This window comes from Azospirillum agricola, assembly GCF_017876095.1.
Classification (GTDB): Bacteria; Pseudomonadota; Alphaproteobacteria; order Azospirillales; family Azospirillaceae; genus Azospirillum; species Azospirillum agricola.
Window position 1 is genome coordinate 149,070 of sequence record NZ_JAGINM010000018.1, and the last position, 12,893, is coordinate 161,962.

A 12,893-nucleotide genomic window follows, 5' to 3' on the forward strand; every position below is an offset into this window, starting at 1 on the left:
CGGTTCAGCTCCCGGCCGGCTTGGCGTTGACGACCACCACCGGGGCGCCGTCGCGGATCTTGATCTGCCCCGCGGTGACCACGACGTCGCCGGGCTTCAGCCCCTGGGTGATCTCGACCTCGGCGTTGCGGCGCTCGCCCAAGCCCACCCTGGTCTGCACGGCCTTGCCCTCGGCGACCTTGAAGACGAACTGCTCCTTGCCGAAGGCGACGACCGCCTGCTCGGGGATCAGCACGGCGTCGGGCACCACGGTCAGGGTCAGCGCCACGCGGGCGAACAGGCCGGGACGCAGGCTCCCGTCCGCGTTGGCGATGCGGGCGCGCACCACCACCGCCCGGCCGTTGACGTCGACCAGCGGGTCGATGGCGTAGACCTGCCCGTCGAAGCCGCGGCCGGCGAAGGCATCCACCGAGACCTTCAGCGTCTGGCCGACCCTCACCGCCGACAGGAACATCTCCGGCACGCGGAAATCGAGCTTGAGGGTGTCGATCGCCTCGATGTTCACGATATCGCGGCCGGCCTGCATGAAATCGCCGACCGACACCTTGCGCAGGCCGAGCACCCCGTCGAAGGGCGCCGTCAGCACCTGCTTGTCGAGATGCGCCCTGGCGAGCTGGACCGCCGCCTCGTCGGCCTGGAGCTTGGCCGCCGCCTGCTCGCGGTTGCGCAGGGGGCCGGTGTTCTGGCGGACGAGCTGGTCGGCGCGCGACAGCTCGGCGCGGGAGAAGGCGATGCTCGCCTGCGCCTGGGCCAGCGTCGCCCGCGCGATCGAATCGTCGAGGCGGACCAGCACCGTCCCCTTGGTGACCTTCTGGCCTTCCTGGAAGGCGATCTCGCTGACGCGCCCGGCGATCTCGGGCCGGATGACCACCGATTCGTTGGACAGCAGCGAGCCGACCGCCGTCACCGTGCGGGCGACGCTGCCGATCCTCACCGGCACGGCCTCCACCGGCATCGGCGGCGCGCCGCCGGGGGCTGGGCCGCCGGGTTTGGCGGCGGAGGCGCCGCCCGGCGCCGGGGCCGCCCCCGTGACCAGCGCGACCAGCCCGACCACGGTGCCGCCCCGCGTCACGAAATGCCAGTAGGCTCCGCCACCGAGCGCGGCCAGAACGAGAAGTGCGACGACGCGGGACGGGGTGCGCATGGAGCGGGGCCTGAACGAGGGTTCGTCATCGCCAAACCCCAGCAATCAGCGGTCCGGCGAACTGAACTATATCGTTCAGTTCAAATCCGGAGTCGAGAATGTTCAACGCCGCACCCCATCAGAGGGCGGCGGGCAGTCCGGCGATGTGGCCGGCGTGCATCTCCACCACCTTGCCTCCGCACAGCGTGACGGAAAGATCGGCCGGCTGTCCGGCCCCGACATGCCCATCGGGTGTCAGGGCACGCACGGCGCCGCCGTCCAGATCCAGACCGGGCGCGCAGCAGGGCGACTCGCCCGCCGGGATCACGGCGCGGATGCGGCCGTCCTCGATCCGGATGTCGGCCATCCGAAAACCGGAGGACGGGCCGTTCTCCAGCGCGGCGTTCTTCAGCCAGAATTTTCCGTTGGCCGGAATACGGGCGAGGCAGCAGCTCGGGGCGGTCATGCGCGGTCCCAGAAGCGGTCACGGGAACGCCATCAGCCTGCCGCAAAACGGTAAAGCAATGATTGCGGCAAGCGCGTCCCCGCCGTCCGATCACGCCATCCGATCACGCACCGGCGAGAGCCAGGAACTCCTGGAAGTTGGCGCAGCGCCCGGCCCGGCGGGCCGCCTCGTAGGCCGCGTTCCGGGCGCGCTTGGCCGCCAACGCCGCCGCGAAACGGGCGCGCAGACCGGCGTCGGCAATGCCCAGCCCGTCCCTTTCCAGCCGGTCCAGCACATGGCGGTAGCAGCGCTCGGCCCGTTCGCCGCTGTCGGCCGAGAAGGTGATGGAACCGGCCCGCTGGCGGTACTCGTAGAGCGGCGCCCGGACCAGCGGCACGGCGCCGGCCCGGTCGAGAATCCGCAGGTTGAAGACGACGTCGTCGCAGAAATCGACGTCCGCCTCCCAGGCCGGGCGGAGGTCGCGGCGCACCACCGGAAACATCGGCACCGAGGTCGCCAGGAAGCCATCGGCGTCGAGACGGCCGACTCCGTCCCGCTCGGGGAACAGGACCGACAGCGGCGCGTCGTCCTCGTCGCGCACCACGGCGACGTTGTCGAAGGCGGCGCCATGCGCCAGCGCCAGCGGCGCCAGGGCGGCCAGCCGCCCCGGCCGGAAACGGTCGTCGGCGTCGAGCGGCGCCACCAGCGGCAGGGTCGCGGCGGCCAGCCCGGCGTTGCGGGCGGCGGGCGCCCCGGCGCCGACGCGGCCGGTGCCGGTGAAGACCAGCCGGGAGTCGTCGATTCCGGCGGCGCGCAGGGTCGGCCGGTAGTCGGTGCCGTCGTCGCTGACGACCACCGCCTGCCACGCCGTCCAGTCCTGGTCGAGCAGGCTGCGCACCGCGCGGGCGATGGTGTCGTGGGCGCGGTGGGCCGCGATGATCACCGAGACCCCGTTTTCAACCGTTCCCGCGGTCATTTTCCCGTCCCTTTCCATCCCTCGGGCCCGCGAGTGTGGTGAGAAGACGCACCCGCCGTCAACGCGGACGCCGTTCCCCGACACCGAATGCGGTTTTGACGCCGGGGGACGTTGAACATGGGCCCGATACGGGCTATGTGGAGACAAGGCAAGGCGCCTTGCGGCTCCGCACAGCCCGTATCGGGCCCTATCCAGGTTTCCGGCATCTCAGGTTTTCGACACCAGGGAGAACAACATCGATGGCGCAGGTCGGATACACCCGGTTCGACGACGAACCCGAAAAGGAACCGGACGAAAAGTCGAAGGACACCGCCCAGCCGCCGTTCGCAGCCGTGCAGCAGACCCTGTTCAAGGCGCGCACCGTGCTGATCTTCGGCCAGATCGACATGAAGCTGGCCCAGGCCGTCTCGGCCCAGCTTCTGGCGCTGGCGCATGAAGGCGACGACGACATCACGGTGGTGGTCAATTCCCCCGGCGGCCACGTCGAGGCGGGCGACACCATCCACGACATGATCCGTTTCGTGAAGCCGCGGGTGAAGATGCTCGGCACGGGCTGGGTCGCCAGCGCCGGCTGTCACATCTTCCTGGCGGCGAACAAGGAAGACCGTTTCTGCCTTCCCAACACCCGCTTCCTGATCCACCAGCCGCTGGGCGGTACCGGCGGCCGGGCGACGGACATCGCCATCGAGGCGAAGGAAATCATCCGCATGCGCGAGCGTCTGAACAAGATCATCGCGCGTGAGACCGGCCAGCCCTTCGAGAAGGTCGCCAAGGACACGGACCGCAACTACTGGATGTTCGCCGGCGAGGCCAAGGAATACGGCATCGTCAGCCACATCATCGACACCATGGACGAGTTGAAGTAACAGCTAAAATCTTCTGGATTACGTTCAAATCAGAGGGCGATTATCGAAGATAACGCCCTCTGATTCGAAAGAATTATTTAGCAAAAGAAGATGGATTTGTAGGTTTGATTTTATTTATATGAGATTTGCTTATTTCTTCTCTTTATATGTCGCTTTTAATATAATAGAGGAGCTTCTATATTTTTTACCAATCTCTAAAGATTCTTTTACATTGAATTTTATTGCCCTAAGATCGGAAATCCCAATCCCTAACCTCCCCATCTCGTATTTCAGTGTTAGAAACAAACCATAGGCCCGCAAAAAAGCCAAATCACCATTTGATATTCTTTCTCCATTCTCTATTGTTTTTCTATCTGTTTTTTTATCATCCAAGCTGTAGTCCATAAATTTTGAATCAATGGATATTTTGTTTCCGAATTCTCCAGCATACACCACATTGAGAATTTTTTTTCTTCCTTTTGCATCGGCAACCCCAATGAATGTAACGTCTATATTATCAATCAATATATCGCTATACTCAGATCTTTCGCTTTTCATTTCAATAATGTAATTTACGGCGGCTTGGCATAAAATTTCTATTTCCTTGTTTAAAGGAGTTACATAACTTCCTTCATTATAGAAATATGTAGGGCTGAATAAAATTCTATCCATTATGTTCATTGTCAACCCACAAGTCTCCTCATAAAGAATATGAGAACCGTTATTTTCATCGATATCTGATTTTCTTGATAAATAATCCAACGATAACCGGCAATTTGAACCAATCTTGTTAAGACTTGTATTTGCCTCTTTTTCAATACGATTGTTAAAATTTACTTTATGATTTTCAAAATACTCTATCTGCTTGGCGATTGCCACTCTGATACCAAAGACACCATCAATGATGCGCCGTATGTTTTGGAGAACGCTTCCCATAGAAAACGTGAGTCTTTCTATTATCAACACAATCCCCAGTGTTCCTGCTATTCCACTGGCAACTCCCCCAAGAAAAGTCCGGCGATCCAACATATCCATCAACCCTTTCAATGCACATCTTATAAGGTGAGTAAAAACCAAGTAACAATTCTATATATAGGAAATTATGATATCCGACAACCGAGAGGCCAGGCCCTCCTTCAGTGGGCATGAAAGGAACCGCTCACCCGCTCCGCGCGTTGTTCAGGCATCCCGAACAGCAAGGAGCACTCCCTTGAAAGGCATTCTTCTCGCCGGTTGCACCGCCGCCCTTCTCGCCTCGTCGCCGGTCCTGGCCGCGTCCTCGGACCACAGCGTGACGCATCCGACGACTCCGTCGGTCGCGGCGCTCGACGACAGCGTCGATCCGGCGCTGCTGGAGATGCGCGTCGACCAGTTGAAGGGGAAGGACATCCACGGCTCCGACGGCAAGGACATGGCCGAGATCGAGGACATCGTCCGCTACAACCGCCAGCTCTTCGCCGTCATCGACGTCGACCACACGGTGGACGTCAGCGACAAGGACGTCGTGCTGCCGCTGAACAAGCTGCGCGTCAAGGGCGACCGCCTGACGCTCGACATGACCAAGGACCAGTTGCAGGGCCTCGAGAAGTGGCAGAAGGACCGCTACGAGCGCGTCAAGGAAACCGGCCCGCTCAGCGAACTGGGCCGCTGATTCCCCGAAAGGCGCAAGGGGGAGGGCATCGCGCCCTCCCCCTTTTTCATGTCCGGAAAAACCGTGTTCAAACCGAAACGTCGAGCAACGATCCGCGCGGCATCGCGCCACCATAGCCCCGGCCATTGACCTGCGCGGCCAGAGCCCCCGCGTTGGTATCGAGCGACTGGCCACCCTGGGTGCTGGAGCGCGTGTCGCGCGTCTGTTCCGCCTTGCCGGTGGCCTGCGGGGCCGACACCGTCTGAGTCCGCACCGTCGGCGTCGTCTGCTGCGCCGCCTGCACCGCCGGGGACAACGCCATCTGCACCGTCGGCGTGATCGCCGATGGTGGCTTGAGCGTCGGCAGCGCCGGTATGGTGGGGTTGAACTGCATGCTCAAAATATGCGCCTGAAGCGCCGCCGTTTCAAGCGGTGCCCCGGCGCTGCGTCACCTCACCGCCGTGTCATCCGGCCGCCGGCTGCTGCTGGGTGATGCAGTGGATGCCGCCGCCCCCGCGCACGATGTCCAGCGCGGCGATCTGGGTCACCTCCCGGTCCGGAAACGCCTTGCGCACCGTGCGGTAGGCCTCGTCGTCGGCCGGATCCTCGAAGGCCGGCATGACGATGCCGCCGTTGGCGATGTAGAGGTTTGTGTAGGACAGCGTCAGCCGGACGCCGTTGGCGTCGCGTCGGGCCGGCTGCCGTACAGTGATGACCTCCAGCTCGCGGCCCTTGGCGTCACGGGCGCGCTTCAGCCGGTCGAGGTTGTCCTGGAAGGCCTTGAAGTTCGCGTCTCCCGGATCGTCGGTGGTGATCGCCATCACCACGCCCGGCCGCACGAACAGCGCGATCTCGTCGATGTGCCCGTCGGTCTCGTCGTCCTGGTAGCCCTCGCCGAGCCAGATCACCGAGGTCACGCCGAGATGGTCCATCAGATGGCGCTCGATCTCGGCCCTGCTCAGGCCCGGGTTGCGGTTGGGGTTCAGCAGGCACTGCTCGGTGGTCAGCAGCGTCCCTTCCCCGTCCACATGGAAGGAGCCGCCCTCCATCACCAGCGGAGCGGCGAAGCGCGGCAGCTTCAGATGCTCCAGCATCAGGCGGCCGACCTCGCGGTCCTTGGCGCAGTCGTCGTAATTGCCGCCCCAGGCGTTGAAGCCCCAATGGACGCCGCCCAAGCCGCCCTTGCCGTCGATCACGAAGCTGGGGCCGGTGTCGCGGATCCAGGAATCGCTGATCGGCAGCGGCAGGATCTGGATGCCCGGACCGCAGGCCAGCGAGGCGTCGGTGACGTTCGCCGGATCGCAGACCATCGTCACCGGTTCGAAGCGGGAGATGGCTTGCGCGACCTCGGCGTAGGCATCGCAGGCGGCGTCGAAACCGCCCTCGGGCCAGGTTTCCGGCCGGCAGGGCCACGCCATCCAGCAGCCGCTGTGGCGCGCCCATTCCCCCGGCATGTGCAAGCCCTGGGCGGTCGGTGTGGTCATCCGTCGTTCCCCTGCCCCGATGAAAACCGGTAAATCCAACATGGAGACGTGAAAACGTCCCGCCCCACCCTAACCATGGGAGGAGGATTTTGGCAACGCCGCCAAAAAGGCGAAGGCCGCAGAGAATTCGGGGGTTGGGAGAACGGCGCGTCGGAGGACGCGGCGACGACCATCATGCGGCCATCGGGCCCGGGCGTTATCGGCCGGAGGGCGGGCGCAGGGCGCGGCGGGCCGTAACGGTCCGCGAAGACGAATAACCGGTGGTGACGGGACTGAAAAAACCAAGCCTCAGAAGGGGGAACCACAGGAGTGCACGCATGGCACAACCTCTTTCGCTGTTGACGACAGCGTCACATTAGCAAAAGTGGCAGGCAAAAGCCATCCGCGGCGTCGCAGGTCTGCAACGCGCGGATGGACAGGGGAGGCGGAGCCGAAACACCCGAACGGATCACCCCGTCTGGAGCGCCATCTGCTCGTCCCGCTTGCGCTGGCGGTCCTGCCGGGCCATGACGACGCTGGCGACGAGAATGCCCAGGGCGACGACCAGAACCATCAGGGTGGCGAGCGCGTTGATCTGCGGGCTGATGCCGAACTTGACGCTGGAGAAGATGACCATCGGCAGCGTCGTCGATCCCGGCCCTGAAACGAAGCTCGCCACCACCACGTCGTCGAGCGACAGGGTGAAGGCCAGCAGCCAGCCGGCGACCAGCGCCGGAGCGATGATCGGCAGGGTGATGACGAAGAAGACCTTGGCCGGTCGGGCGCCCAGATCCATCGCCGCCTCCTCCAGGCTGCCGTCCATGCCGGCCAGCCGCGACTGCACCACCACCGCGACGTAGGACGCTGTGAAGGTGGTGTGGGCGATGGTGATGGTGGTGACGCCGCGCCCATCGGGCCAGCCGATCAACTGCTCCAGCGCGACGAACAGCAGCAGCAGCGACAGGCCGGTGATGACCTCCGGCATGACCAGCGGCGCCGTGATCATGCCGCCGAACAGGGTGCGGCCCCGGAACCGTCCGAAGCGGGTCAGCGCCATGCCGGCGCAGGTGCCCAGCACGACCGCCAGCGTCGCCGACACCGCCGCCACCTGGAGCGACAGGCCGGCGGCCGACAGCAACGCTTCGTTGTTCAGCAACTCCCCGTACCATTTGGTCGAGAAGCCGCCCCACACCGTCACCAGACGCGACTCGTTGAAGGAATAGATCACCAGCAGGGCGATGGGCACATAGAGGAAGGCGTAGCCAAACCACAGCGCCCAGGCCAGGAAACCGAACCGTTTCATCACCGCCCCTCCGCCTCGCGGCCCTGGACATGCTGGAAGATCATGATCGGCACCACCAGGACCAGCAGCAGCGCGATCGCCACCGCCGAGGCCACCGGCCAGTCGCGGTTGGCGAAGAACTCGTTCCACAGCACGCGGCCGATCATCAGCGTGTCGGGGCCGCCCAGCAGCTCCGGCGTCACGAACTCGCCGACCGCCGGGATGAAGACCAGCAGCGAGCCGGCGACGATGCCGGGCAGCGACAGCGGCAGCGTGACCTTGAGGAACGCCTTGAAGGGCCGGCAGCCGAGGTCGGCCGCCGCCTCCAGCAGGGTCGGATCCATCTTCTCCAGCGTCGAGTAGAGCGGCAGCACCATGAAGGGCAGGTAGCAGTAGGTCATGCCGATGTAGACCGCCCAGTCCGAATAGAGGATCTCCACCGGACCGCTGGTCAGGCCGGTCCATTCCAGAAAATTGCTGATGACGCCGTTGCCCTTGAGGATGCCGATCCAGGCGTAGATGCGGATCAGGAAGCTGGTCCAGAAGGGCAGGATCACCAGCATCATCAACGGCCCGCGCCGGGCCGGCGGCGCCTTGGCGATGGCGTAGGCCATGGGGTAGCCGATGGCGAGGCACATCAGCGTGGTGACCAGCGCGATCTTGACCGAGTTCAGATAGGCCAGGATGTAGAGGTCGTCGCCGGTCAGCCGCAGATAGTTGGTCAGGTTCAGCAGAATCTGAAGCTTGTTCGTCCCGGCGTCCTCGTCGGTCAGCCATTCGACCAGCGGCGCGTAGGGCGGCTGGGCGATGATCGATTCCGAGAAGCTGATGCCGAAGACGATCAGGAAGGGCACCAGGAAGAACAGCATCAGCCACAGGAAGGGAATGGCGACGACCACGCCGCGCCCCCACAGCCCGATCCGGCCGAGGACCGCCGCCAGGACGGAGACGACGGCCCTCATTGCGCCAGCACCACGCCGGCGAAGGGCCGCCAGCTCAAATAGACCTCGTCCTCCCAGGTGATCGGCATCTCGGTGCGCCGGGTGACGTTGGGGGCGGTCACACGCACCGTCTTGCCGGTGGGAAGCTCGACCAGATAGATCGACACGTCGCCGAGATAGGCGATCTCGCGCACCACGCCCTTGGTGGCGTTGCGCCCGGCGGCGCCATCGGCGCTGGGCGGCGGCTCCTTGGACAGGGCGATCTTCTCCGGCCGGATAGCGACCGCCACCGGCGAGCCGGCCGGGGCCGGGGTGGCGTGGCTGATGTGCAACTCGCAGCCGGCCTCCTCCGAGGCGACCAGCACATGATCGCCGCTCGCCTCGACGACACGGCCCTCGAACATGTTGATCGAGCCGATGAATTCGGCGACGAAGCGGCTGTGAGGGTATTCGTAGATCTCGGTCGGCGTGCCCACCTGCGCGATGACGCCGTGGTTCATCACGGCGATGCGGGACGACATGGTCATCGCCTCCTCCTGGTCGTGGGTCACGACGATGAAGGTGACGCCGAGCTTCTCCTGGATGTTGACCAGCTCGAACTGGGTCTTCTCGCGCAGCTTCTTGTCGAGCGCGCCCAGCGGCTCGTCGAGCAGCAGCAGCTTGGGCCGCTTGACCAGCGAGCGGGCCAGCGCCACGCGCTGCCGCTGGCCGCCGGAAAGCTGGTGCGGGCGCCGCTTGCCGAAGGCCGAAAGCTGGACCATCCCCAGCATCTCCGCCACCCGGTCGCGGATCTCGGCCTTCGGCACATTGTCCTGTTTCAGGCCGAAGGCGACGTTCTGCTCGACCGTCATGTGCGGGAACAGGGCGTAGGACTGGAACATCATGTTGACCGGCCGCTCATAGGGCGGGATGCCGGCCATGTCGACGCCGTCGATGAAGATCCTACCCTCGGTCGGCTGCTCGAACCCCGCCAGCATGCGCAGCAGCGTGGTCTTGCCCGAGCCCGAGCCGCCCAGCAAGGCGAAGAACTCGTTCCGGTAGATCGACAGGCTGACCTCATCCACCGCGACGAAATCGCCGAAGGTCTTGGTGACCTTCTCGATCCGGACATAGGGCGCCTGCCCGGCGTCCTGCCAGGGCTCCAGGCGGGTGGGCTTGCGAATCGGCTGACCGGCCATCCGGGGTCCTTCACTCAGGGCAGGACGGGGCTCGACGGAGCCCCTTCAAGGCAACGCCCCGGCCGTTCCCCTTGCGGGGGATCGGCCGGGGCGCAACAGCGCGTCATGCGGGTCGGCTTACTTGCCGGTCTTGACCTTGGTCCACACGCGGGTGCGGGCGCGGTCGGTCGACTGCTTGATCGACTTCAGGGAGAACAGCTTGATGGCGCTGTCGGTCGGCAGGAAGATGCCGGGGTTGCCCTTGATGTCGTCGGCGACGGTGGCCAGCGAGCCCGGCACCGCGTTGGCGTAGCGCACCGTGTTGGAGATGTTGGCGGTGTTCGCCGGATCCAGCACGAAGTTGATGAACTGGTAGGCGCCTTCCTTGTTCGGCGCGTCGGCCGGCACCGCCAGCGTGTCCCACCAGACCTGCACGCCCTCCTTCGGGGTGACGTACTCGACCTTGGCGCTCTTGGCCTCCTCGGCGCGGGCCGCACCCTGGATGGCGTCGCCGTTGTAGGCCATGACGACGCAGGCGTCGCCGCCCGCCAGGATGTTGATGTTCTGGCCGGTGACGAACTGCTTGATGTAGGGGCGGACCGCCAGCAGCGTCTTCTCGACCTTCTCCAGATCCTCCTTCTTCTCGGAATTCGGATCGAGGCCGAGGTAGTTCAGCACCGACGGAATGACGTCGATGGCCGAATCCATCACGGTGATGCCGCAGGCGGCGACCTTCTTGGCGACCTCCGGCTTGAAGATCAGGTCCCAGCTGTCGAGCGGGACGTCGGGGGCGACCGCCTTGATCTTCTCCGGGATGATGGCGATGCCGACCGTGCCGCCGAGATAGGGCACGGCGAACTTGTTGCCGGGGTCGGAGTTCTCCAGCAGCTTGAGGACCTTCGGGTCGAGGTTCTTGATGTTGGGGATCTTCGACTTGTCGAGCGGGCCGACGACCTTGGCCTGGATCAGGCGCGACAGGGTGGGCTCGGCGGTGGGGACGATCACGTCGTAGCCCGACTTGCCGACCAGGACCTTCTGCTCCAGCAGTTCCAGGCTGTCGTAGAGGTCGACCTTCGTCTCGGCTCCCGTAGCCTTCGAGAAGTCGGCAAGCGTCGTCTCACCCAGATAATCGTTCCAGATGTAGATGTTGACCGGCTTCTTGGCCTGGGCCAGCGCCGGACCGGCGATGGCGACCGCCGCGACCGCACCGAGGAGGCTGAGAGCGAGTTTTTTCATTGAGAAGCCCCGACCTGTTCGTTGTCATTCAGGGTGGCGTCGCGTGTCCCCACGGCGTACCCAACGCGGGCGCTATTGCACCCACGCATGGGTGCGTTGTCAATGGTTTGGGTGGTGTTTCCGCGACGCCCCCACGGCGAAGGCCGCGCTCAGACGTTCAGCAGCAGATTCTCCCGCTCCCACGAGCTGATGACCCGGTTGTAGGCCTTGTACTCGGCCTCCTTCACGCAGGTGACCGCGTCGATGAACCGCTCGCCCAAAATCTCCTTCAACGGCTTGCAGGCGTTGAACTTGCTGAGCGCCTCGCTCTGGTGGCGCGGCAGGGTGAAGGCAAGCCGGTAGGCCGACCCCTTGATCGGGTCGTTCGGCTCCATGTTCTGGGTCATGCCGATGTAGCCGCAGGCGAGCGACGCGGCGATGGCCAGATAGGGATTGGCGTCCGCCCCGGCGACGCGGTTCTCCACCCGGCGGCCGTCGGGCGGCGAGACCGGAACGCGCAGGCCGGTGGTGCGGTTGTCGCGCCCCCAATGCACGTTGATCGGCGCGTCGGAGTTCGGCACCAGCCGGCGGTAGGAGTTCACGTTCGGCGCCAGCAGCGGCATCGCGTAGGGCAGGTATTTCTGCAAGCCCGCGATGTGCGCCATGAACAGCGCGCTGTCCGACCCGTCGGGCTCGGCGAACAGGTTGCGCCCGGTCACCGAATCGACCACCGACTGGTGGATGTGCATGGCGCTGCCCGGCTCGCCCTGCATCGGCTTGGCCATGAAGGTGGCGTAGATCTGGTGGCGGATCGCCGCCTCGCGCGCCGTGCGCTTGAACAGGAAGGCCTGGTCGGCCAGCTCCAGCGGGTCGCCGTGGTTGAAGTTGATCTCGATCTGCGCCGCCCCGGCCTCGTGGGTCAGGGTGTCGATGTCGATGTCCTGCGCCTCGCAGAAGTCGTAGACGGCCTCGAAGACCGGGTCGAACTCGTTGACGGCGTCGATGCCGAAGGCCTGCCGGCCGCTCTCCATCCGGCCGTTGCGGCCGATCGGCGGGACCAGCGGGTAGTCGGGATCCTTGTTGACCTGGACCAGGAAGAATTCCAGCTCCGGCGCCACGATCGGCTTCCAGCCCCGCTCCTCGTACAGCGCGAGGATGCGCTTGAGGACATGGCGGGGGGAGACGTCGACCGGGCGGCCGTCGGCGTAGACGCAGTCGGTGATGACCTGGGCGGTCGGTTCCTCGTACCAGGGCACGAAGCGGATCGTGCGCTCGTCCGGGATCATGTAGATGTCGGAATTCTCGTCCGACGTGATGTCCTCGTCGTCGGGGAATTCGCCGGTGACGGTCTGGACGAAGATCGCCTCGGGCAGGCGCAGGCCACGGTCGCGCAGGATGCGGATGAATTTCTCGGCGGGGACGATCTTCCCCCGGGCGATTCCCGACATGTCGGGCACAAGACATTCGACTTCGGTAATGCGGTTCTTCTTGATGAAGTCTTCCATAAAACCCATGAGATTGGCGGACCGCGCCGGGCGAAGGGCAGTCCCCTCCGTTCTGTGATCGACAGCGACACTATGACGCCGTTTCGGGAATCCGCGCCAGAGGGTTCCGATGACGGTTTCGTGGAACCTGTCCGTTTTCGCGAAGTCCCCAAAGCACCCCATTGACCGGGCCGGGGCGGCGCGCCTAACTGCCGCCATGCCGAAAGCCTCCTACCTCCAGAGGGTTCCGATGACGGTTTCGTGGAACCTGTCCGTTTTCGCGAAGTCCCCAAAGCACCCCATTGACCGGGCCGGGGCGGCGCGCCTAACTG

At 64.5% G+C, this 12,893-nt stretch carries 13 protein-coding genes; 2 read left to right on the forward strand and 11 right to left on the reverse strand.

From position 1 onward, the window contains the following. Nucleotides 1-4: 4 nt before the first annotated feature. From J2847_RS24335 to J2847_RS24345, 3 genes are all read right to left on the reverse strand, one after another. Nucleotides 5-1,144, reverse strand: a complete 1,140-nt coding sequence (locus J2847_RS24335) for an efflux RND transporter periplasmic adaptor subunit (protein ID WP_209781370.1) — start codon at nucleotides 1,142-1,144, stop codon at nucleotides 5-7. A 118-nt stretch (nucleotides 1,145-1,262) separates the two neighbouring features. Further along, nucleotides 1,263-1,589, reverse strand: a complete 327-nt coding sequence (locus J2847_RS24340; protein WP_209781371.1) for a hypothetical protein — start codon at nucleotides 1,587-1,589, stop codon at nucleotides 1,263-1,265. 103 nt (nucleotides 1,590-1,692) lie between these two features. Beyond that, the gene (locus tag J2847_RS24345; protein ID WP_209781372.1) at nucleotides 1,693-2,544 is read right to left on the reverse strand and encodes a glycosyltransferase family 2 protein; all 852 of its coding nucleotides are present in this window, start codon (nucleotides 2,542-2,544) and stop codon (nucleotides 1,693-1,695) included. A 239-nt stretch (nucleotides 2,545-2,783) separates the two neighbouring features. On the opposite strand from J2847_RS24345, the gene J2847_RS24350 reads away from it, so the two are divergent. Next, nucleotides 2,784-3,410 carry an ATP-dependent Clp protease proteolytic subunit gene (locus J2847_RS24350; RefSeq protein ID WP_209781373.1) on the forward strand — a complete coding sequence of 209 codons (627 nt, stop codon included), beginning with the start codon at nucleotides 2,784-2,786 and terminating at the stop codon, nucleotides 3,408-3,410. A 129-nt stretch (nucleotides 3,411-3,539) separates the two neighbouring features. Here the strand turns inward: J2847_RS24350 and J2847_RS24355 are convergent, their stop codons facing one another. After that, on the reverse strand, nucleotides 3,540-4,424 hold the full coding sequence (locus J2847_RS24355) for a hypothetical protein (RefSeq protein ID WP_209781374.1): 885 nt from the start codon (nucleotides 4,422-4,424) through the stop codon (nucleotides 3,540-3,542). A gap of 175 nt (nucleotides 4,425-4,599) precedes the next feature. On the opposite strand from J2847_RS24355, the gene J2847_RS24360 reads away from it, so the two are divergent. After that, entirely contained in the window at nucleotides 4,600-5,040 is a 441-nt protein-coding gene (locus J2847_RS24360; RefSeq protein WP_209781375.1) for a PRC-barrel domain-containing protein, read from the forward strand. Between the two features lie 67 nt (nucleotides 5,041-5,107). Here the strand turns inward: J2847_RS24360 and J2847_RS24365 are convergent, their stop codons facing one another. The 7 genes from J2847_RS24365 to J2847_RS24395 all read right to left on the reverse strand — a co-directional run bounded on the left by J2847_RS24365 (nucleotide 5,108) and on the right by J2847_RS24395 (nucleotide 12,591). Next, nucleotides 5,108-5,413: a hypothetical protein gene (locus J2847_RS24365; protein WP_085553773.1), complete on the reverse strand. Its 306-nt coding sequence runs from the start codon at nucleotides 5,411-5,413 to the stop codon at nucleotides 5,108-5,110. 70 nt (nucleotides 5,414-5,483) lie between these two features. Further along, complete coding sequence (locus J2847_RS24370) at nucleotides 5,484-6,503, reverse strand: agmatine deiminase family protein (RefSeq protein WP_209781376.1); 1,020 nt, start codon at nucleotides 6,501-6,503, stop codon at nucleotides 5,484-5,486. Between the two features lie 448 nt (nucleotides 6,504-6,951). After that, nucleotides 6,952-7,785 carry an ABC transporter permease subunit gene (locus tag J2847_RS24375; RefSeq protein WP_209781377.1) on the reverse strand — a complete coding sequence of 278 codons (834 nt, stop codon included), beginning with the start codon at nucleotides 7,783-7,785 and terminating at the stop codon, nucleotides 6,952-6,954. After that, nucleotides 7,785-8,726, reverse strand: a complete 942-nt coding sequence (locus J2847_RS24380) for an ABC transporter permease subunit (RefSeq protein ID WP_209781378.1) — start codon at nucleotides 8,724-8,726, stop codon at nucleotides 7,785-7,787. The genes J2847_RS24375 and J2847_RS24380 overlap by 1 nt, the downstream gene beginning before the upstream one ends. Then, the gene (locus tag J2847_RS24385) at nucleotides 8,723-9,883 is read right to left on the reverse strand and encodes an ABC transporter ATP-binding protein (protein ID WP_209781379.1); all 1,161 of its coding nucleotides are present in this window, start codon (nucleotides 9,881-9,883) and stop codon (nucleotides 8,723-8,725) included. The genes J2847_RS24380 and J2847_RS24385 overlap by 4 nt, the downstream gene beginning before the upstream one ends. A gap of 117 nt (nucleotides 9,884-10,000) precedes the next feature. Further along, nucleotides 10,001-11,098, reverse strand: a complete 1,098-nt coding sequence (locus J2847_RS24390) for an extracellular solute-binding protein (RefSeq protein ID WP_209781380.1) — start codon at nucleotides 11,096-11,098, stop codon at nucleotides 10,001-10,003. A gap of 149 nt (nucleotides 11,099-11,247) precedes the next feature. Next, nucleotides 11,248-12,591, reverse strand: a complete 1,344-nt coding sequence (locus J2847_RS24395; RefSeq protein WP_085553756.1) for a glutamine synthetase family protein — start codon at nucleotides 12,589-12,591, stop codon at nucleotides 11,248-11,250. Nucleotides 12,592-12,893: the final 302 nt, after the last annotated feature.

Coding starts and splice junctions, on each gene's coding strand:
- J2847_RS24335 (WP_209781370.1), bottom strand. CDS start 1,144: ATGCGCACCCCGTCCCGCGTCGTCGCACTTCTCGTTCTGGCCGCGCTC.
- J2847_RS24340 (WP_209781371.1), bottom strand. CDS start 1,589: ATGACCGCCCCGAGCTGCTGCCTCGCCCGTATTCCGGCCAACGGAAAA.
- J2847_RS24345 (WP_209781372.1), bottom strand. CDS start 2,544: ATGACCGCGGGAACGGTTGAAAACGGGGTCTCGGTGATCATCGCGGCC.
- J2847_RS24350 (WP_209781373.1), top strand. CDS start 2,784: ATGGCGCAGGTCGGATACACCCGGTTCGACGACGAACCCGAAAAGGAA.
- J2847_RS24355 (WP_209781374.1), bottom strand. CDS start 4,424: ATGGATATGTTGGATCGCCGGACTTTTCTTGGGGGAGTTGCCAGTGGA.
- J2847_RS24365 (WP_085553773.1), bottom strand. CDS start 5,413: ATGCAGTTCAACCCCACCATACCGGCGCTGCCGACGCTCAAGCCACCA.
- J2847_RS24370 (WP_209781376.1), bottom strand. CDS start 6,503: ATGACCACACCGACCGCCCAGGGCTTGCACATGCCGGGGGAATGGGCG.
- J2847_RS24375 (WP_209781377.1), bottom strand. CDS start 7,785: ATGAAACGGTTCGGTTTCCTGGCCTGGGCGCTGTGGTTTGGCTACGCC.
- J2847_RS24380 (WP_209781378.1), bottom strand. CDS start 8,726: ATGAGGGCCGTCGTCTCCGTCCTGGCGGCGGTCCTCGGCCGGATCGGG.
- J2847_RS24385 (WP_209781379.1), bottom strand. CDS start 9,883: ATGGCCGGTCAGCCGATTCGCAAGCCCACCCGCCTGGAGCCCTGGCAG.
- J2847_RS24390 (WP_209781380.1), bottom strand. CDS start 11,098: ATGAAAAAACTCGCTCTCAGCCTCCTCGGTGCGGTCGCGGCGGTCGCC.
- J2847_RS24395 (WP_085553756.1), bottom strand. CDS start 12,591: ATGGGTTTTATGGAAGACTTCATCAAGAAGAACCGCATTACCGAAGTC.